The sequence below is a fragment of the Achromobacter xylosoxidans genome (assembly GCF_002192695.1).
Lineage (GTDB): Bacteria > Pseudomonadota > Gammaproteobacteria > Burkholderiales > Burkholderiaceae_B > Achromobacter > Achromobacter xylosoxidans_C.
In genome coordinates this window covers 93,262-112,366 of the sequence record NZ_MTLG01000052.1, presented here as the reverse complement: position 1 = coordinate 112,366, position 19,105 = coordinate 93,262, and the positions used below count along the sequence as shown (strand labels likewise).

The window sequence follows — 19,105 nt, the reverse complement described above, 5'->3', positions numbered from 1 at the left end:
GGGCGGCTTCCAAAAAGCGTTATTCTTGCGCCTCGTTTTCCATGTTTCCGCCCTGCCCGCCCTGCGCCGGCAATGCCCCAGACCTCACTTGACCGCCACCTCCACCTCCCCGCCCTTCATCGTCCTCGACGCCTGCGTCCTCATGTCCGGCATCCTGCGCCGCCTGCTGCTCAGGTTGGCCGACGCTGGCGTGTACACGCCGGTCTGGACCGACCGCATCGGCGAGGAATGGCGCCGCAACGCCTCGCGCATCTGGGAAATCCCGCCGGAAGTGATGATGGAGATGTGGGACGACATGAACGCGCGCTTTCCTGGCGCCCGCGAGGCGGACACCCAGGTCTACGAGGCTTCCCTGCGCTACAGCGACCCCAAGGACTTCCACGTGATCGCGGCCGGCCTGGCGCGGCGCGCGCGCTGCGGCCTGCAGCAGCCGCCGGTGGTGCAGGTGCTGACCTGGAACCTGAAGGATTTCAACCGCTCGGAGCTGCGGCGCCAGGGGCTGGACGTCTACAACCCCGACCGCATGCTGACGCAATGGTGGCAGGCCGCGCCCGATGCCATCCGCGCGGCGGCGGCACAGGTGCCCGCGGACTACGTGGCGCTGGGGCGCGAACCCGAGCCGCTGTCCACGACGCTGCACCGCGAGCGCCTGTACGGCCTGAAGAACCTGCTGGCGCGCGACGCCGCGCAGAACGGCGCCGCCTGAACCGCGCCGGCGCGCTCAGTGGTCGTGGTTGCTGGCGGCGAAGCCCGCCGCGTTGAGCACGTCGATCACTTCCTGGATGTGCTCATGGCCGCGCGTCTGCAGCACGAAATCCACCTCGACGTTGCGCACCGGCAATGACGTGAAGGCGCGCTGGTGGTGCACTTCGGTGATGTTGGCCTGCGCGTCGGCGATGAGCTTGGTGGCATGGGCCAGCGCGCCCGGCAGGTCGCGCAGGTCCACGCGGATGCGGGCCAGGCGGCCGGCGCGCACCATGCCGCGCTCGATCAGTTCGCCCAGCATCAGGGGATCGATGTTGCCGCCCGTCAGCACCAGGCCGATGCGCTTGCCCTTGTAGCGGTCGCTGCCTTCTTCCTTGGCGCGCAGCAGCGCGGCCAGGCCAGCGGCGCCGGCGCCTTCGACCACGGATTTCTCGATCTCCAGCAGCACCACGATGGCGTGCTCGATATCGCTTTCGCTGACCAGTTCCAGGCGATCGACCAGCTGGGTGACGATGGGCTGGGTCAGCGCGCCCGGCGACTTCACCGCAATGCCCTCGGCTATGGTGTAGGCGCCCTGCGGCATGGACACGCCCTTGACGGCGGCGTACATGGACGGGAAACGCTCGGTCTGCACGCCGACGATCTCGATGCCCGGCTTGAGCGCCTTGGCCGCGGTGGCGATGCCGGAGATCAGGCCGCCGCCGCCGATGGCGATGACCAGGGTGTCCAGTTGCGGCTGGTCTTCCAGCATCTCCAGCGCCACCGTGCCCTGCCCCGATATGACCGCCTCGTCGTCATAGGGGTGGATCATGATCAGGCCGCGCTCCTGCGCCAGCTCGTAGCCGCGCGCCTTGGCGTCGTCGAAGGTATCGCCGGCCAGCACCACCTCGGCGCCGAAGCGGCGCGTGTTGGCGACCTTGACGGTAGGCGTGAAGCGCGGCATCACGATCACGGCCGGCACGCCCATGCGCTGGGCATGGTAGGCCACGCCCTGCGCGTGGTTGCCGGCGGACACCGCGATCACGCCCTTGGCCCGTTCGTCGTCCGACAGCGTCAGCATGCGATTGAGCGCGCCGCGCTCCTTGAACGAAGCCGTGAACTGCAGGTTCTCGAACTTCAGCCAGATCTCGGCGCCGAAGATGTCGGACAGCGTGCGGGACAGGGTAAACGGGGTCTTCAGCACCTGGCCGCGCAGGTTTTCGCGGGCGGTCTGAATGGAAGCGATATCGATCACGATGGAAATCCTGTTAGCGCACTGGCAGGAAATTGAACAGCAGCAAACCTTGCGCGTAGTTGATCCCGATACGCCGCGCGTTCTCGCCGAGCAGATTGGCGATCAGGTCCAGGCGGCCAATGATGGCGCCGAATTCGCGTTCAAAGCTGAGGTTGGTGGCGTTCTGGGACATTTCGTTGGCCAGCAGCAAGGGTTCGCCCTGGGCATTGCGGCGCGACGCCAGCAGCCAGGCGGCTGCCTCGACGTTCCGTGCGGCATTGTAGACCCGCTGCCCGTCCAGCGCGTCGGTGGCGTACAGGCGGGTCTTGCCGTTGTGGGCCGCGATGATGGTGTCGGCCAGGCCGTAGATGAAGGCGCCGACCCGGTCGCCCGAATAGTTGGGGTCCAGGGACACGGCCAGGATCTGGATGTCGCGCAGGCCCGCCAGGTCCTTGGGCGGGATGCGGACCTCGATGGAATGCTTGACCAGCGAGACCGCCTTGGCCAGGTCGGGCGCGCCCGACTTGCGCCATTCGCGCGGATTGCGGCGGTAGAGCTTGTCCAGCAGGACGTACAGGCTGGCCAGGTTGTCGCGCACCTCCAGCGTGACGGTGCGGTTGAAGTCCGTTTGGCCGAACTGGTCGGCGGACATGTCTTCGCTCTTGGGACTGCCCTTACCCGGCGCAGGGCTGCTGGTGCAGCCGGTCAGCAGCGCCGCAAGCAGCGCCGCGGCACTGGCGGATCTGGCCCACGCCGTCATGCCTTGCCCATCCGTTCCCCCTGTCCGCCACGTCGCATATGCCATCCTCCGAGGTCGGGGGGCCATGCTCACGCGCAAGACTTTACAGGAAGCTAGGCGCAGTTGGGAGATGTCCGGGGCCTGAAGAAGCAAGAAGATGAATCCAGCCGGCCCCGAGGCGCGGCGCCGGCCCATGAAAACGGCGCCCGAAGGCGCCGTCTCATGCAACCGGTCAAGCAGGCTTATTCAGCTTGCGGTTCCGATTGCGGGGCGGCTTCGGGGGCCGCAGCGGCTTGCTGCTGCTCGATGCCGCCGATGGCCTTGATGGACAGGCGCAGGCGGCCCTTGTCGTCGGCCTCGATGACCTTGACGCGGACTTGCTGGCCGACCTTCAGCACATCGTTGATGTTGGCGATGCGGTAGTTGGCGATTTCCGAGATGTGCAGCAGGCCGTCGCGGCCCGGCAGCACTTGCACGATGGCGCCGAAATCCAGCAGGCGCAGCACCGCGCCTTCGTAGATCTGGCCCACTTCGACGTCGGCGGTCAGTTCGACGATGCGGCGCTGGGCTTCCTTGGCCTGCGCTTCGTCGACGCTGGCGATCACGATCGTGCCGTCGTCGGAGATGTCGATCTGCGTGCCGGTTTCTTCGGTCAGCGCGCGGATGGTGGCGCCGCCCTTGCCGATCACGTCGCGGATCTTCTCGGGATTGATCTTGATGGTCAGCATGCGCGGAGCGAAAGCCGACAGCTCGCCGCGCGAACCGTCCAGCGCTTCCTTCATCTTGCCCAGGATGTGCAGGCGGCCTTCGCGGGCCTGAGCCAGCGCCACTTGCATGATTTCCTTGGTGATGCCCTGGATCTTGATGTCCATCTGCAGTGCGGTGACGCCGTTTTCGGTGCCCGCGACCTTGAAGTCCATATCGCCCAAGTGATCTTCGTCGCCCAGGATGTCCGTCAGCACGGCGAACTTGCCGCCGTCCAGGATCAGGCCCATGGCCACGCCGGCCACGTGATCCTTGACCGGCACGCCGGCGTCCATCATGGCCAGCGAGCCGCCGCAGACCGAAGCCATCGACGACGAGCCGTTGGACTCGGTGATTTCCGACACGATGCGGATGGTGTACTGGAAGTCTTCAGGCGCCGGCAGCAGCGGGATCAGCGAGCGCTTGGCGAGGCGGCCGTGGCCGATTTCGCGGCGCTTGGGCACGCCGATGCGGCCCGTTTCGCCGGTGGCGAACGGAGGCATGTTGTAGTGCATCATGAAGCGGTCGCGGTACTCGCCCATGAGCGCGTCAATGATCTGTTCGTCTTGCTTGGTGCCCAGCGTGGCCACGACCAGCGCTTGCGTTTCACCACGGGTGAACAGCGCGCTGCCGTGTGCGCGGGGCAGCACGCCCAGACGCACGCTGATGGGGCGCACGGTGCGGGTGTCGCGGCCGTCGATACGCGGTTCGCCGTTCAGGATCTGGCCGCGCACGATGGCGGATTCCAGCGAGAACATGATGTTGTCGACGGTCACGGCGTCCGGCAGCGCTTCGCCCTTTTCGGCGGCGGCGGCGGCCAGCTTGGCCGACACGTCGGCCGACACTTCGCGCAGCTTGGTCGTGCGGGCCTGCTTTTCGCGGATCTGGTAGGCGGCGTTCAGGCCTTCCTGGGCAGCCGAGGTCACGGCGGCGATCAGGGCCTCGTCCTTGGCGGGCGCTTGCCAGTCCCAATCGGGCTTGCCAGCGTCCTTCACCAGTTCGTGGATGGCGTTGATGACGGCCTGCATTTGCTGGTGGCCGTAGACCACGCCGCCCAGCATGATTTCTTCGGACAGCTGGTCGGCTTCCGATTCCACCATCAGCACGGCGTTTTCGGTGCCGGCGACAACCAGGTCCAGCTTGGACGACTTCAGTTGCGAGGCGGTCGGGTTGAGCGCGTACTGGCCATCGATGTAGCCCACGCGCGCGGCGCCGATCGGGCCGTTGAACGGGATGCCGGAAATGGCCAGCGCGGCCGAGGCGCCGATCATGGCGGGGATGTCGGGATCGATTTCGGGATTGACCGACAGCGTGTGGATGACCACCTGGACTTCGTTGTAGAAGTCTTCGGGGAACAGCGGACGCAGGGGACGGTCGATCAGGCGCGAGGTCAGCGTTTCCTTCTCGGAGGGCTTGCCTTCGCGCTTGAAGAACCCACCCGGGATACGGCCGGCGGCGTAGGTCTTCTCGATGTAGTCAACGGTCAGCGGGAAAAACGTCTGACCCGGCTTGGCCTTCTTGGAAGCCACGACAGTGGCGAGGACGACGGTGTCCTCGACCGACACCACAACGGCGCCGGAGGCCTGGCGAGCGATCTCGCCAGTTTCCAGGACGACCGTGTGCTGGCCGTACTGGAACGATTTTGTCACTTTGTTGAACATGACGATTATTCCTTACAAATGAAAAACCGTGGCCGTCGCGACATACGTCGCACCGACCACGGTTGCGTCATGGGGAGCCAGCCCCGTCGATCACTTGCGCAGACCGAGTTTTTCGATCAGTGCGCGGTACGAATCGGGATTGCGGCCCTTGAGATAGTCGAGCAGCTTGCGGCGACGGCTGACCATACGGAGCAGACCGCGGCGCGAGTGATGGTCCTTCATGTGTTCTTTGAAGTGACCGGTCAGTTCGTTGATGCGGGCGGTGAGCAGAGCCACCTGAACTTCGGGGGAGCCGGTATCGCCTTGAGCGCGTTGGAATTGCGCGACGATATCGGATTTCTTGATGTCAGCTACAGACATTTATGACCTCTTCGGACATGCGACAGGGCCGAGGCGCCCTGACGTGGTTTGGAAAATTTTTGCGCGGACCTGGCGGAATTCGCTTTCTCACTGCTGCCATTGATGACTCAAACAGAAGCCCGGAACTTGGTGTGGACGCGGTGTTTCGACACCGGGGCCTGGCACCTGGACCAGCTCTGCGGCCTACGCAAAGGATGTTGCAAAATCAATACACTTGATAAAGCTCGATGATTATAGCCGATTCGATAGAATTACCCCAGTGACGGGTGCCCGCCCCGCTGCGGGGCCGCAATCCGACGTCAGGAGAGAATCATGTCTAGATATTACAGAAGCGCCCGCCTCGCGTTCGCCGCCGCCGCATTGGCCGGTCTGGCGGCATGCGCCAACATGGCCCAGATTCCGCCCGGCACGCCCTACGCCGATGTGCAGGCCCAGTTCGGCCGGCCCAACTTCGAATGCCCGCAGGCCAATGGCGGACGGCGCGTGATCTGGACCCAGCAGCCCATGGGCCAGTACGCCTGGGGCACCAATGTCGGCGCCGACGGCCGCGTCGGTCAGGTAGTGCCGCTGCTGACGGATGCGCATTTCAAGGTGCTGAGCGAAGGCGAATGGGGTCCCGACCGCGTGCGCTGCGAGTTCGGGCCGCCCGCCAAGATCGAGGAAGCCGGCCTGGGCGAGAAACGCGAGGTGGTCTGGTCGTACCGTTACAAGGAAAACGGCGTCTGGAACTCGCTGATGTACGTGTACATGAGCCGCGACGGCAACAGGCTGACGCACTTCCATCCGGGCCCGGACCCCATGTACGACGACGACCGGTTCATGTGGCGCTGATTTCCCGCCCCCTGAAAGACAAGACCCGCCTGATGGCGGGTCTTGTCTTTCAGGGCTGCCGCCAATCACGAAGATTGGTTGCGGCGTTCCTGCGTCAGGCGGCGCGCGCGGTTCCAGCGCCAGGCCCACATGATCCAGCCCGACAGGCCGTACAGCACGAACAGGCCGAACAGCACGACCGGAGGATCGCTGGACACGAACACGAACACGGCCACCACCAGCAGGATGCCCCAGAACGGCACGCTGCGGCCCAGGGCAAAGCTCTTGCCGCTGAAGAACGGCGCGTTCGATACCATGGAGATGCCCGCGTACATGGTCAGCCCGAACGCCGCCCAGGCCATCAGGCTGTCATGGATCGGCAGCTTGTTGTCCACCGCCAGCCAGACGAAGCCCGCCACCAGCGCACCCGCTGCCGGGCTGGGCAAGCCTTGGAAGAAGCGCTTGTCCACCACGGCAATATTGGTATTGAAGCGGGCCAGGCGGAGCGCGGCCCCCGCCACATAGACGAATGCGGCCAGCCAGCCCCAGCGGCCGAGGTCGTTCAGGATCCATTCGTACATGACCAGCGCGGGCGCGACGCCGAAGGAGGTCATGTCGGACAGGGAGTCGTACTGCTCGCCGAAGGCGGACTGGGTGTTGGTCAGGCGGGCGACCCGGCCGTCCATGCCGTCCAGCACCATGGCCGCGAAAATGGCGATGGCGGCCACTTCGAAGCGGTCGTTCATGGCCTGCACGACGGCGTAGAACCCCGCGAACAGTGCCGCGGTGGTGAACGCGTTGGGCAGCAGGTAAATGCCGCGGTGGCGGTTCTCGGAATCGCGCATGGAAAAATTGGGCATGGTCTCAATAACTTACAACGAACATTGAAAGGTTAACCCATCTGGCCCCGCTTGCGGGGCGGAGCAAGCCGCGTGCCTGAGCAATCGACGGGAAGCCTGCAAAAAAAAGCGGCATGCCCTCGCAGGCATGCCGCTTCGACCCTGATTGCGCGGGGCAGGCCCCGCGCAGTGGCATGGATCAGTTCTTGGACTTGTCCACCAGCTTGTTGGCGGCGATCCAGGGCATCATGGCGCGCAGCTTGCCGCCCACTTGCTCGATCTGCGATTCCGCGTTGATGCGGCGGCGCGAGGTCAGCGTCGGGGCGCCGGCGGTGTTTTCCAGGATGAACTTCTTGGCGTATTCGCCGGTCTGGATGTCCGTCAGGCACTGGCGCATGGCCTTGCGGGTTTCGTCGGTGACGATCTTCGGACCCGTTTCGTACTCGCCGAACTCGGCGTTGTTCGAGATCGAGTAGTTCATGTTGGCGATGCCGCCTTCATAGATCAGGTCGACGATCAGCTTCAGCTCGTGCAGGCACTCGAAGTACGCCATTTCGGGCGCGTAGCCGGCTTCCACCAGCGTGTCGAAACCAGCCTTGATCAGTTCGACGGTACCGCCGCACAGCACGGCCTGTTCGCCGAACAGGTCGGTTTCGGTTTCTTCGCGGAAGTTGGTTTCGATGATGCCGGCACGGCCGCCGCCGTTGGCGCTGGCGTACGACAGGGCCACGTCACGCGCGGCGCCCGACTTGTCCTGGTACACGGCCACCAGGTGGGGCACGCCGCCGCCTTGCTTGTACGTGTTGCGCACGGTGTGGCCCGGAGCCTTCGGGGCGATCATGATGACGTCGATGTCTTCGCGCGGCACGACTTGGCCGTAGTGCACGTTGAAGCCGTGGGCGAACGCCAGGGCGGCGCCGGGCTTGATGTTGGCGTGCACTTCCTTGTTGTAGACCGAGGCGATGTTCTCGTCGGGCAGCAACATCATGACGATGTCGGCGGACTTGACGGCGTCGGCGACTTCCTTGACTTCCAGGCCGGCGTTGGCGGCCTTGTTCCACGAGGCGCCGCCCTTGCGCAGGCCGACCACGACCTTCACGCCGGATTCATGCAGGTTCTGCGCGTGCGCGTGGCCTTGCGAGCCGTAGCCGATGATGGCAACAGTCTTGCCCTTGACCAGGGAGAGATCGCAGTCTTTGTCGTAGAAAACTTTCATGGTTGTGCTCCAGATTCCAGTATTTTGGATATTTGTTTAATTCAGATGTAGGGTGCGGCTTGGCCTGGAAGGCCGGTCAAATCTTCAAAATCCGTTCACCGCGTCCGATGCCGGACACGCCGGTGCGCACGGTTTCAAGGATTGCACTGCGGTCCAGGGCCTCCAGGAAGGCCTGTACTTTTTCCTGCACCCCCGTCAATTCGATGGTGTAGGACTTGTCGGTCACGTCGATGATGCGGCCGCGGAAGATATCCGCCATGCGCTTCATTTCCTCGCGCTCCTTGCCGACCGCGCGCACCTTCACGAGCATCAGCTCGCGCTCGATGTGGGCGCCTTCGGTCAGGTCGACGACCTTGACCACGTCCACCAGGCGGTTCAGGTGCTTGGTGATCTGCTCGATGATTTCATCGGAGCCGGTGGTCACGATGGTCATGCGCGACAGCGTGGAGTCCTCGGTGGGCGCCACGGTCAGGGTCTCGATGTTGTAGCCCCGCGCGGAAAACAGGCCCACCACGCGCGACAGCGCGCCGGGTTCGTTTTCGAGGAGGACGGAAATCACGTGCTTCATGGGTGGCCTCCTTACAGGTCTTCAGAGCCGAGCAGCATTTCGGTCAGCCCGCGGCCGGCCTTGACCATCGGCCACACGTTTTCGGTGCGGTCGGTGATGAAGTCCAGGAAGACCAGGCGATCCTTGTGCTTCTTGAACGCTTCGCGCAGCGCCGGCTCGACGTCCGCCGGGCGCTCGATGCGCAGACCCACGTGGCCATAGGCCTCGGCCACCTTGACGAAATCGGGCAGCGAATCCATGTAGGACTCGGAGTAGCGCGAACCGTAGTCGATCTGCTGCCACTGCCGGACCATGCCCAGGAAGCGGTTGTTCAGGCAGATGATCTTCGGCGTCAGGCGGTACTGGTGGCAGGTCGACAGTTCCTGGATGTTCATCTGGATCGACCCTTCGCCGGTGATGACGGCGACGTCGTGCCCAGGATTGGCCATCTGCACGCCCATGGCGTACGGCAGGCCCACGCCCATGGTGCCCAGGCCGCCGGAGTTGATCCAGCGGCGCGGCTTGTCGAACTTGTAGTACTGCGCGGCCCACATCTGGTGCTGGCCCACGTCGGAAGTCACGAAGGCGTCGCCGCCAGTCACTTCCCAGAGCTTTTCCACCACGTATTGCGGCTTGATGACCTCGTCCGAGTTGGCGAACTTCAGGCATTCCTTGCCGCGCCAGGACTCGACCTGCTCCCACCACTTGGTGATCGGGGCGGGCTTGTGCTCGGCCGCGGCGATCTCGTACTGCGCGCTGAGATCGGCCAGGACGTCCTTGACGTTACCGACGATCGGGACGTCCACGCGCACGCGCTTGGAGATCGACGAGGGATCGATATCGATATGGATGATCTTGCGCGCGTTCTGGGCGAAGTGCTTGGGGTTGCCGATCACGCGGTCATCGAAACGGGCGCCGATGGCCAGCAGCACGTCGCAGTGCTGCATCGCCATATTGGCCTCGTACGTGCCGTGCATGCCGGGCATGCCGACGAACTGGCCGCTACTGGCCGGGTAGCCGCCCAGGCCCATCAGGGTGCTGGTGCAGGGCGCGCCCAGCTGCGACACGAGCTTGTTCAGCTCGGGCGCGGCGTTCGACAGGATCACCCCGCCGCCCGTGTAGATCATCGGCCGCTCGGCGGCCAGCAGCATCTGCACGGCTTTCTTGATCTGCCCCTGGTGGCCCTTGTTGACGGGCGCGTAGGAACGCATCGAGATCTCGCCCTTGGGCGGCGTGTACTTGCACTGCGCAATGGTGATGTCCTTGGGGATATCCACCAGCACCGGACCGGGACGGCCGGTGCGCGCGATGTAGAACGCGCGGCGCATGGTTTCGGCCAGGTCCTTGACGTCGCGCACAAGGAAATTGTGCTTGACGCAGGGACGCGTGATGCCGACGGTGTCGCATTCCTGGAAGGCGTCCTCGCCGATGGCCGCAGTGGGCACCTGCCCGCTGATGATGACCATGGGGATGGAATCCATGTAGGCGGTGGCGATGCCGGTGACGGCATTGGTCACGCCCGGTCCGCTGGTCACGAGGCAGACGCCGACCTTTTGCGACGAGCGCGAATAGGCATCGGCGGCGTGCACGGCGGCCTGCTCGTGACGAACCAGGATATGCTGGAATTTGTCTTGCTTGAAAATCGCGTCGTAGATGTAAAGCACCGCGCCGCCGGGGTAGCCGAAAACGTGTTCCACGCCTTCATCGGCCAGGCAGCGCACGACGATATCGGCGCCATTCAGTTCCATGTTGTCATTCCTTTCAGTACCGGCCCTGCAACCCTGACTGCTGCTCGCCCGGATACGGCGGCAACTGAACCCATACCGGTCCCGACAACATGATCCGGCGCTTTGCGGCTCACGGAGCCACGCCACCCGGACACCTTGCCGACCCGGCACACGCTCGACAGAACGCAGTGCAAACGCCCCTGGGGGACGCTGGAGGTCGAAATGGAAGCCTTGGCAACACACGCTTGTGGCGCGGCCAACGGCAGGTGTAACTGCTGCGGGATGGCTGGGAGGTGACCCTGGCAATCCGCCTCAACGCACCGGTTTCGGATAGGCAGACCGATGCAAGTGGAGCAATTTACCGCGTTGCGTCAAAGGTAGCAAATCGGCCTTTCTACGACCGTTGCTTGGAAGGTTCGGTAACTATCCGACCCCAAAAATTTGGACAGTCTCTCTATACTTGTTTCGTCATCCGAAACCGAGCCGCCGCCTCATGGATTTGCGCATTGCCAGCATCCGCCGCTTCCTCTACAGCCACTACTTCTTCGGAGGGGTGCGGCAGGGGGTGGGGATGCTGTTGCCCGTGCTTGTGCTGGGCGGCCTGTTCGGCAACTACACCACGGGTCTGGTCGCAACGTTCGGGGCGCAATGCCTGGCCATCATCGACCAGCCGGGCGGGCCGCAGCGCCACCGCACCAACGAGATGCTGGGCGGCGCCGCGCTGGGTACGCTGACGGTCATCATCACCGGCTTCGCATCCTCGCATCCCGTGCTGATCTGGCTGGCGGTCATCGCGCAGTGCTTCGTCTATTCGATGTTCACGGTGTTCGGCAAGCGCGGCGGGCTGATCGGCTTTGCCGGGCTCTTGCTGATGACCCTGACCATGCATTCGCCGCTGGCGCCGCACGAGGTGCTGGCGCACGCCGCGGCCACGCTGGGCGGGGCGCTGTTCTATGTCGTGTTCAGCCTGGGATTCTCGCGCCTGTTCTGGCTGCGCGAGGAACAGCAGGCCATGTCGGTGGCGCTGTTCGCCACGGCCGACTATGTCGCGGCGCGCGCCACCTTCTACGATGAAACCGCCGACCTGGACGACGCCTATCGCGAGCTGATCCAGCGCCAGTCCGTCATGACCGAAAAGCACCAGGCGGCGCGCGACATGGTGCTGCGCGCCCTGCCCCGCGGCAAGGGTCTGGGCGACCGCCAGCGCGTGATGATCTGGAACATGTTCGTGGACATGCTGCAGCTGCTGGACACGCTGGTGGCCACGCACACCGACTACCCCGCGCTGCGCCGCGCGCTGGCGGGCAGCGACTGCCTGATGTTCATGCGCGACGCGCTGGTGAAGATGTCGCTGGAGCTCAACCGCATCGCGCTGGACGTGTCGCGCGGACGCAAGGTGCAGTACCGCAGCAGCGCCAAGGCCGAGCTGCGCGCCATCGAATACGAGATCGAACAGCTCAAGCAGCAGGGCCTGGGCGAGCGCGAGCCGGAGATGCTGGCGCTGATCGTCCAGGTGCTGCGCCGGCTGCGCAATTCGGCGCGCATCGTCGACCGCCTGGCCGACCACACCGCCGCCTCGCCCGACGCCAAGCCGACCGACGTGCTGCGCATCAACAAGTCGCTCACGCGCTTCATTTCACGCCAGGAATTCCGCGTGGGGCTCTTGACCAGCAACCTGCGCCTGGATTCGCCGCACTTCCGCTACGCGCTGCGCGTGACGGCCGCCGCGGCCATCGCCATGACGCTGGCCAGCCAGTGGCTGTCGCCGGCGTTTTCCGCGCATAACTACTGGATCATGCTGACGATCGTCATCATCATGAAGCCGGGCTTCGCGCTGACGCGCCAGCGCAACAGCTGGCGCCTGACGGGCACGCTGATCGGCTGCATCCTGGCCCTGCTGCTGTTCAACCTGACCGACCGGCCGGAACTGCTGTTCGCGGCGCTGCTGGGCGCCTGCGTCATGGGCAACAGCCTGGTGCAGCTGAACTACATGGCCAGCGCCACCTTCAACACGCTGTTCGTGGTGCTGGTGTTCCACTTCGTGTCGCCAGGAACCGTCTCCATGGCGGTGATCGGCGAACGCGCCATCGACACGCTGATCGGCTGCGCGCTGGCGCTGATCTGCAGCTACATCCTGCCCTGGTGGGAGGCCCGCTACCTGAAGCCGCTGGCGGCCGCGGCCACGCGCGCCAACCGCGAATACCTGATCGCGGGCCTGCGCTACGTCGAGGCCATGCAGGCCCACGGCGCGCCGGTGGGCGCCGCCGCCGGCGAAACCCCGGCGGTGACGGACGCAGATCTGGCCTGGCGGCTGGCGCGCAAGAACGTGCACATCTCGTTCAGCAATTTCGCCGAGGCGTTCTACCGCATGATGAGCGAGCCCACGTCGCACCAGGTGAGCGTGCCCGAGCTGAACAACCTGCTGATCCAGAACCACATCCTGGCCTCGCAGATCACCGCTGCCATACCCATCCTGGCCGCCCTGCCGGCCACGCCCGAGGCCGTGCAGCGCGCGCTGACCGGCATGGTGGACCTGCTGGACGAGAATCGGGCACAGGCGCCGACCGGCCTGCCGACCCAGTTCGACACCGAAGGCGAACAGGCCGCGCTGGTTTATCCGGTCAAGCAGATGCTGAAGGCGGCGCACATGATCCGCCAGGAACTGCACGCGCTGGCCGATCCCACGCACGCGCCGCGGGTGGCGGCGGCAGCGTGACCGCCTTGGGTCGAGCTGGCGGGATCGGGAAGTCCCGGGCGCGAGGCCCGGGGCCGGGTCAGACCTTGCGGCGGAAGACCAGTTTGTCTTGCGACGAGGCGGAGGCGTCGAACTTGTAGCCTTCCAGGTCGAAGCCTTGCAGGCCTTCGGGCTTGGACACCTTGTGCAGGATCGCGTAGCGCGCCATCAGGCCGCGCGCACGCTTGGCGTGGAAGCTGATGATCTTCCAGGCGCCGTTCTTCCAATCCTGGAACACGCACTGCACCACCCGCGCCTTCAGCGTCTTCAGGTCGACCGACTTGAAGTATTCCTCGGACGCCAGGTTGACGATCACGGGCGTCTTCTGGCCGGCCTGCCGCTCGTTCAGGTAATCGGCGATGGCCGGCCCCCAGTACTCGTACAGGTTCTTGCCCTTGGGCGTGGCCAGGCGCGTGCCCATTTCCAGGCGGTAGGGCTGCATCAGGTCCAGCGGGCGCAGCACGCCATACAGGCCGCTCAGGATGGCCACGTGCTCTTGCGCCCAATCCAGCTGCTTGGCCGACAGGGTGGCGGCTTCCAGCCCTTCGTAGACGTCGCCGTTGAAGGCCAGCACCGCCTGGCGCGAATTGGCCTGCGTGAAGCTGCGCTTCCAGTGGGCATAGCGCTGCACGTTCAGCTCGGACAGCGCCGGGCTCAGGCTCATGAGCTCGGAGATGTCCTCGGCCGACTTGGTCTTCAGCACCTTGATGAGGCCCGCGGCCTGGTCCACGAACAGCGGCTGGGTATGCGTCTCGATGTGCAGCGGCGAGTCGTAATCCAGCTTCTTGGCGGGAGAAAGCAGAAACAGCATTCGGGAATTCCTTTTTAGCGTGCCGTCCAGCCGCCATCGACCGAGACGGACGTACCTGTGATTTGCGCGGCGGCGTCCGAAGCCAGGAACACCGCGGTGCCTCCCAGTTGCTCCGGCGTCACGAACTGCAGCGACGGCTGCTTTTCGCTCAGCAGTTCGCGCGCGGCGGTTTCCTGGTCGACGCCGTCCTTTTCCGCCATCGCGGTGATCTGCTTTTCAACCAGCGGGGTGCGCACCCAGCCCGGGCAGATGGCGTTGGCGGTGATGCCCTGCCCTGCCGTCTCCAGCGCGGTGACCTTGGTGAAGCCGACCACGCCATGCTTGGCCGCCACGTAGGCCGACTTGTTGGCCGAGGCCACCAGGCCGTGGGCCGAGGCGATGTTGATGATGCGGCCGTGGCCTTGCTTCTTCATGTGCGGCAAGGCGGCGGCGGTGCCATGGAACACGGCCGACAGGTTCAGGGCCAGGATCGCGTCCCATTTTTCAGTGGGGAAATCCTCGATCAAGGCGGTGTGCTGGATGCCGGCGTTGTTGACCAGGATGTCGATGCGGCCCAGCTGGCGCACGGTGTTCTCGACCAACTCGCGCACGGCGGCGCCCTTGGACAGGTCGGCGCCGTCGTAGATGACCTTGACGCCGTGCTTGTCGGCCAGGCTGGCGCGGAGCTTTTCGATTTCGGCGGCATCGCCGAAACCGTTCAAGACGATATCGGCGCCTTGCTGGGCAAAGGCAGTGGCGATACCCAGGCCGATGCCGCTGGTGGAACCGGTGACAAGGGCGACTTTTCCTTTAAGCATGAGCATTCTCCTGTGGACAGGCACATTGGACGGGCCAAGCAAGGGTCAAGTGTAGCTGCCCGGCATGACGGCAATCATGCCATGCCCGTACGACCCGCAGGGTCAAGCGGCGGGCGGCGGGTCGCGCGGCGCGGTAGGTTTCGACGTCTCGTCCTGGGCCGGTTCCGCCGCCGGCAGATCGGCCATGCCGCCCCGGTTCTCGGGTATGCGTTCCAGCAGCTTGATCAGCATCGGCACCACGCCCATCGAAATCGCCACGATGACGGATAGCAGGTCGCGCTGTTCCAGGTTCATCAGCTGGTTGTCCCAGGCTTCGTTGAAGATGGCGAAGCTGAACTCGCCGCCCTGCGCCAGCGCCAGGGCGAACAGCAGGCGGTGATAGCGCGGCAGACCCAGGAAGCGCGAAAAGCCGTACAGAATCAAGGCCTTGACCAGCAGCAGCGCGAACACGCCCACAAGAATGAAAGGCCAATGGTTGGCCACCACCTTCAAGTTCACGGACATGCCGATGGCCACGAAGAACAGGCCCAGCAACAGGCCCTTGAAGGGGTCGATCGCTTTTTCCAGATCGTGCCGGTAGCGCGATTCGGCCATCAGCACACCCACCAGGAATCCCCCCAGGCCCGCGGACAGGCCGGCGAAGTCGAACAATTGGGCGGCGCCCACCACCATCAACAAGGCGGCGGCAGTAAACAATTCGTTCAGTTGCGCCTTGGCTGCCCAGCCCAGCAATCGCAGACGGTAAGCGGCCGCGACCACCAGCACGGCGATCAGCGCTTCCTTGAAGGAAGGCGCCGAAGTGCCGTCGGAGCCCAGCAGGCCCGCCGCCACCAGCATCGGGATCGCCGCCATGTCCTGGAACAGCAGTATCCCCAGCGCCGACCTGCCCAGCGGCGTGCGCGTCAGCACGCGTTCGTCCAGCAGCCGCAACGCCACCGCGGTGGACGACAGGGCCAGCGACAGGCCACAAAGGATCGCCGCCTGCCACTCCATGCCGGCCAGATGCCGCAGCGCCGCGCCGAACACCACGGCCAATAGCAGTCCGCAAGCCAGCATCTGCAAGGAGCCCAGCACGAAGACTTCGTTACGCATGGCCCAAAGGCGTTTGGGAGAAAGCTCCAGCCCGATGATGAACAACATCATCACCACACCCCACTGGGACACATTGATCATGGTGTCCACATTGGTGACGAGCCTGAGGCAGGACGGCCCCACCAGCACGCCAGCCAGCAGGTAGCCCGGGATGGCGCCCAGGCCCAACAGCTGGGTCAGGGGCACACACAGCACGGCCGCAAGCAGAAGGATAAGGATGAGATCCATGGGACTAGCGGTTCCGGGATGAGCGCCGAGACGGAAGACTGCCTGGACAGGAACGCCGGGCATGTCGGAATTCTGGGCAAAGATCGCAGCCACTGAAAGCCAGTTGAAACCCGCTGTGGGGGACTTTCAACTACCCCCTTTACACAAACAAAAAAAATCCTGTAGAATTGCGGGCTTCGCTGCTTCGACAACGAGATCCTTCCGACCAGGGGTCTTTAGTGGAAGACCCGGCCCTTGGGGTAACCCAGACCAGCCAGGAACTCCGCCGTTACGAAACCCAGCAAGGAGAGGTGGCAGAGTGGTCGAATGTACCTGACTCGAAATCAGGCGTACGGTATCCCCGTACCGTGGGTTCGAATCCCACCCTCTCCGCCAGTATTCCTGCACTGATGATTCAGTCAAAAGTGCGACTCAAAAGCCCCTTCCGAGGGGCTTTTGTTTTTTCTGCGCAAGCCCCCTTCCGAGGGGCTTTTTCCGCGCTTCCCGGCTAGTAGGCCGCGAGCTGCAAGGCCGCCGGCGCAGCAATGGCGGCGCCCGCCCGGGTCACCCCCGGCAGCTTGAACGCGCTAACCGCCCGGGTCAGTTCCGCCGTCTGGTCCTGCATGGACCCCGCAGCAGCGGCGGCCTCCTCCACCAGGGCCGCGTTCTGCTGGGTCACCTCGTCCATCTGCGACACCGCCAGATTGACGTGCCCGATGCCGTCGGCCTGTTCAGCGGAGGCCGCGGCGATCTCGCGCATGATGTCCGTCACGCGCCGCACCGCGCTGACGATCTCCTGCATGGTCGAGCCGGCGCGCTCCGCGCTGCCGGAGCCCTGGTCGATCTTCCGCACGGTGTCTTCGATCAGGGTCTTGATCTCCTTGGCGGCCTGGGCGCTGCGCTGCGCCAGGGTGCGCACCTCGGCGGCGACCACGGCGAAGCCCTTGCCCTGCTCGCCCGCCCGCGCCGCCTCCACGGCCGCGTTCAGGGCCAGGATGTTGGTCTGAAAGGCGATGCCCTCGATCACGGAGACGATGTCGGCGATCTTGACGGAACTGGCCGAAATCGCGCTCATGGTGCTGACGACTTCGGTGACCGTGGAGCCGCCCAGCGCCGCGGTTTCAGACGCGGCCGAGGCCAGCTGGTTCGCCTGCACGGCGCGGTCGGCGTTCAGCTTCACGGTGGAAGACAACTGCTCCATGGACGCCGCGGTCTCCTCCAGGGACGCGGCCTGCTGCTCGGTCCGCGAAGACAGGTCGGTGTTGCCCGCGGCGATCTCGCCGGAAGCGGACGCGATGCTGTCCACGCCCGCCCGTATCCTGGCGACGGTGCCGGCCAGGTTGGCGTTCATGGACTCCAGCGCCCGCATCAACTGCCCGATCTCGTCGCGCGAGGTCACGGCGATGGCGCTAGTGAGGTCGCTGGCGGCCACCGTGCGCGCCACGCGCACAGCCTCGGACAGCGGGCGCGTGATGCTGCGCGTCAGCAGAACGGCCAGCAACAGGCCGCTGACTACTGCAACGGAGCCAATGATGATCATCCAGAGATTGGCCGTGCCGTAAGCGCCTGCTATGTCGGCCGCGCGGGCGTCGATTTCCGCGCGTTGCAGGCTGGACAGACGCGTGATCTGATCGATGAACTGGCGCGTGGCCGGCAGGAATTCCCGATTGAATATGGTGTCCGCTGCCTGCACATTGCCTTCCTGCTTGGCCTTGAATATGCCGTCGCGGGTGCGCAGGTAGTCCGCCCGGGATTTCCGGATGCCTTCCCACAGCTCCTTTTCCTGATCGCTCTGGATCAGCGGCTCGATCTGCTGCTGCAGCGCCGAGGAATTCCGGGTGGAGGCTGCCGCCTCTTCCGCGAAGAAGCCGGCCAGGCTCGCATCGGCGCTCTTGGCGATCGCTGTGGTGCGGGTCACCCCGGACTGGATGTTGCGGGCCCAATCGTTGATCAGGCGTTCCTTGATCAGGGAACGCTGCGTGACGGTCTCGACTGATTCGTTGATGTTGGCCAGGCTGACCAGGCCCACCACGCACATGACGATGATCATGGCCAGCAGGATGGAGAATCCACCCGCAAGGCGGGTTCCAAGCTTCATGTTGTTCATATTGCTCCCGGCTACTCCCGGGGCAAGCACGGATACGCACTCAGGCAGAAGCCTCGACGCCGGACTATCGCCCCCGCCAATGCAAGCCAGATGCCCGCAAGCCCCTGGATATCCGCCCCCAAAAATTATGTCCGTTGTATATGGAAAATGCCGCCGCGAGCCTCTGTTGCGAGGACAATCGAGACAACCGGCGGAATGCTATCAGCGCGGATTTGGCTCGCATCCGGGGAAATGAAGAGCGAATTGACGCAAGCTCTTCCCTTTGCGTAACCAACGCCAGACTGCCGGCCATCAATCTCGCATCCTCCGCCGTTCGCGGCCTTGACGCCACGCAAGCGGGATGGCGAGAACAGACACGCCGGTAAAATTCCGCCAGCGCGGGCGACGTACTGGAGCCCGCCACCTACAGGAGCGACGGAACGTGTCTGATGGTCGGAATTGCCTGCTGTTTTCCTACGGAACCCTGCAGCTGGAAAAGGTCCAGCTGGAATCCTTCGGCCGCCTGCTGGACGGCGAGGATGACGCCATGCTGGGCTACCAGCGGTCCATGGTCGAGATCACCGATCCCGAGGTCTTGCGCAAGAGCGGGCAGAAATTCCATCCCATCGTCAAACCCACCGGCCAATCGCAGGACGAAGTCCCCGGCAAGGTATTCAGCATCACCGAACAGGAACTCGCCGCGGCCGACAGCTATGAGGTTTCGGACTACAAGCGCGTGCGGGTGCTCTTGAAATCGGGCAAGGAAGCGTGGGTGTACGTCCTCGCCTGACAAGAAAAAAGGGGAATCGCCGGCAGG

The 19,105-nt window shown here is 64.7% G+C and carries 16 protein-coding genes and 1 tRNA gene; 5 read left to right on the top strand and 12 right to left on the bottom strand.

The features are described from left to right. Positions 1–142 precede the first annotated feature (142 nt). On the top strand, positions 143–706 hold the full coding sequence (locus BRO63_RS05505; protein ID WP_373557764.1) for a PIN domain-containing protein: 564 nt from the start codon (positions 143–145) through the stop codon (positions 704–706). A gap of 15 nt (positions 707–721) precedes the next feature. Here the strand turns inward: BRO63_RS05505 and BRO63_RS05500 are convergent, their stop codons facing one another. The 4 genes from BRO63_RS05500 to rpsO form a co-directional block, all read right to left on the bottom strand. Next, a complete protein-coding gene (locus tag BRO63_RS05500; RefSeq protein ID WP_088138764.1) occupies positions 722–1,939 on the bottom strand; it encodes a threonine ammonia-lyase in 1,218 nt (405 codons plus the stop codon). 13 nt (positions 1,940–1,952) lie between these two features. Beyond that, positions 1,953–2,678, bottom strand: coding sequence for a hypothetical protein (locus tag BRO63_RS05495; RefSeq protein WP_088138763.1), 726 nt, complete (start codon positions 2,676–2,678; stop codon positions 1,953–1,955). 221 nt (positions 2,679–2,899) lie between these two features. Continuing rightward, on the bottom strand, positions 2,900–5,062 hold the full coding sequence (pnp, locus tag BRO63_RS05490; RefSeq protein ID WP_088138762.1) for a polyribonucleotide nucleotidyltransferase: 2,163 nt from the start codon (positions 5,060–5,062) through the stop codon (positions 2,900–2,902). A 90-nt stretch (positions 5,063–5,152) separates the two neighbouring features. Then, the gene (gene rpsO, locus BRO63_RS05485; RefSeq protein WP_006223612.1) at positions 5,153–5,422 is read right to left on the bottom strand and encodes a 30S ribosomal protein S15; all 270 of its coding nucleotides are present in this window, start codon (positions 5,420–5,422) and stop codon (positions 5,153–5,155) included. Between the two features lie 312 nt (positions 5,423–5,734). On the opposite strand from rpsO, the gene BRO63_RS05480 reads away from it, so the two are divergent. Further along, entirely contained in the window at positions 5,735–6,253 is a 519-nt protein-coding gene (locus BRO63_RS05480; protein WP_088138761.1) for a hypothetical protein, read from the top strand. A gap of 65 nt (positions 6,254–6,318) precedes the next feature. Here BRO63_RS05480 and pssA read toward each other — a convergent pair whose 3' ends face one another. From pssA to BRO63_RS05460, 4 genes are all read right to left on the bottom strand, one after another. Next, positions 6,319–7,092, bottom strand: a complete 774-nt coding sequence (gene pssA / locus BRO63_RS05475; protein ID WP_088138760.1) for a CDP-diacylglycerol--serine O-phosphatidyltransferase — start codon at positions 7,090–7,092, stop codon at positions 6,319–6,321. Between the two features lie 178 nt (positions 7,093–7,270). Then, positions 7,271–8,287, bottom strand: a complete 1,017-nt coding sequence (gene ilvC, locus BRO63_RS05470) for a ketol-acid reductoisomerase (protein ID WP_013391929.1) — start codon at positions 8,285–8,287, stop codon at positions 7,271–7,273. Between the two features lie 76 nt (positions 8,288–8,363). Then, complete coding sequence (gene ilvN, locus BRO63_RS05465; RefSeq protein ID WP_054450173.1) at positions 8,364–8,855, bottom strand: acetolactate synthase small subunit; 492 nt, start codon at positions 8,853–8,855, stop codon at positions 8,364–8,366. Between the two features lie 11 nt (positions 8,856–8,866). Beyond that, on the bottom strand, positions 8,867–10,636 hold the full coding sequence (locus BRO63_RS05460) for an acetolactate synthase 3 catalytic subunit (protein ID WP_256942837.1): 1,770 nt from the start codon (positions 10,634–10,636) through the stop codon (positions 8,867–8,869). A gap of 418 nt (positions 10,637–11,054) precedes the next feature. On the opposite strand from BRO63_RS05460, the gene BRO63_RS05455 reads away from it, so the two are divergent. Continuing rightward, positions 11,055–13,277 carry an FUSC family protein gene (locus BRO63_RS05455; protein WP_088138758.1) on the top strand — a complete coding sequence of 741 codons (2,223 nt, stop codon included), beginning with the start codon at positions 11,055–11,057 and terminating at the stop codon, positions 13,275–13,277. A gap of 58 nt (positions 13,278–13,335) precedes the next feature. Here BRO63_RS05455 and yaaA read toward each other — a convergent pair whose 3' ends face one another. The 3 genes from yaaA to BRO63_RS05440 all read right to left on the bottom strand — a co-directional run bounded on the left by yaaA (position 13,336) and on the right by BRO63_RS05440 (position 16,223). Then, a complete protein-coding gene (yaaA, locus tag BRO63_RS05450; protein WP_088138757.1) occupies positions 13,336–14,106 on the bottom strand; it encodes a peroxide stress protein YaaA in 771 nt (256 codons plus the stop codon). A 14-nt stretch (positions 14,107–14,120) separates the two neighbouring features. Beyond that, positions 14,121–14,903, bottom strand: a complete 783-nt coding sequence (locus BRO63_RS05445) for a 3-hydroxybutyrate dehydrogenase (RefSeq protein WP_088138756.1) — start codon at positions 14,901–14,903, stop codon at positions 14,121–14,123. 102 nt (positions 14,904–15,005) lie between these two features. Beyond that, positions 15,006–16,223: a cation:proton antiporter domain-containing protein gene (locus BRO63_RS05440; protein WP_088138755.1), complete on the bottom strand. Its 1,218-nt coding sequence runs from the start codon at positions 16,221–16,223 to the stop codon at positions 15,006–15,008. A 284-nt stretch (positions 16,224–16,507) separates the two neighbouring features. On the opposite strand from BRO63_RS05440, the gene BRO63_RS05435 reads away from it, so the two are divergent. Then, positions 16,508–16,598, top strand: a tRNA-Ser gene (locus tag BRO63_RS05435). 112 nt (positions 16,599–16,710) lie between these two features. On the opposite strand, the gene BRO63_RS05430 is transcribed toward BRO63_RS05435, so the two are convergent. After that, positions 16,711–18,300: a methyl-accepting chemotaxis protein gene (locus BRO63_RS05430; protein ID WP_306425668.1), complete on the bottom strand. Its 1,590-nt coding sequence runs from the start codon at positions 18,298–18,300 to the stop codon at positions 16,711–16,713. A 430-nt stretch (positions 18,301–18,730) separates the two neighbouring features. Here BRO63_RS05430 and BRO63_RS05425 point away from each other — a divergent pair, with 430 nt between their 5' ends. Continuing rightward, on the top strand, positions 18,731–19,078 hold the full coding sequence (locus tag BRO63_RS05425; protein ID WP_256943244.1) for a gamma-glutamylcyclotransferase family protein: 348 nt from the start codon (positions 18,731–18,733) through the stop codon (positions 19,076–19,078). The last annotated feature ends 27 nt before the right edge of the window (positions 19,079–19,105 follow it).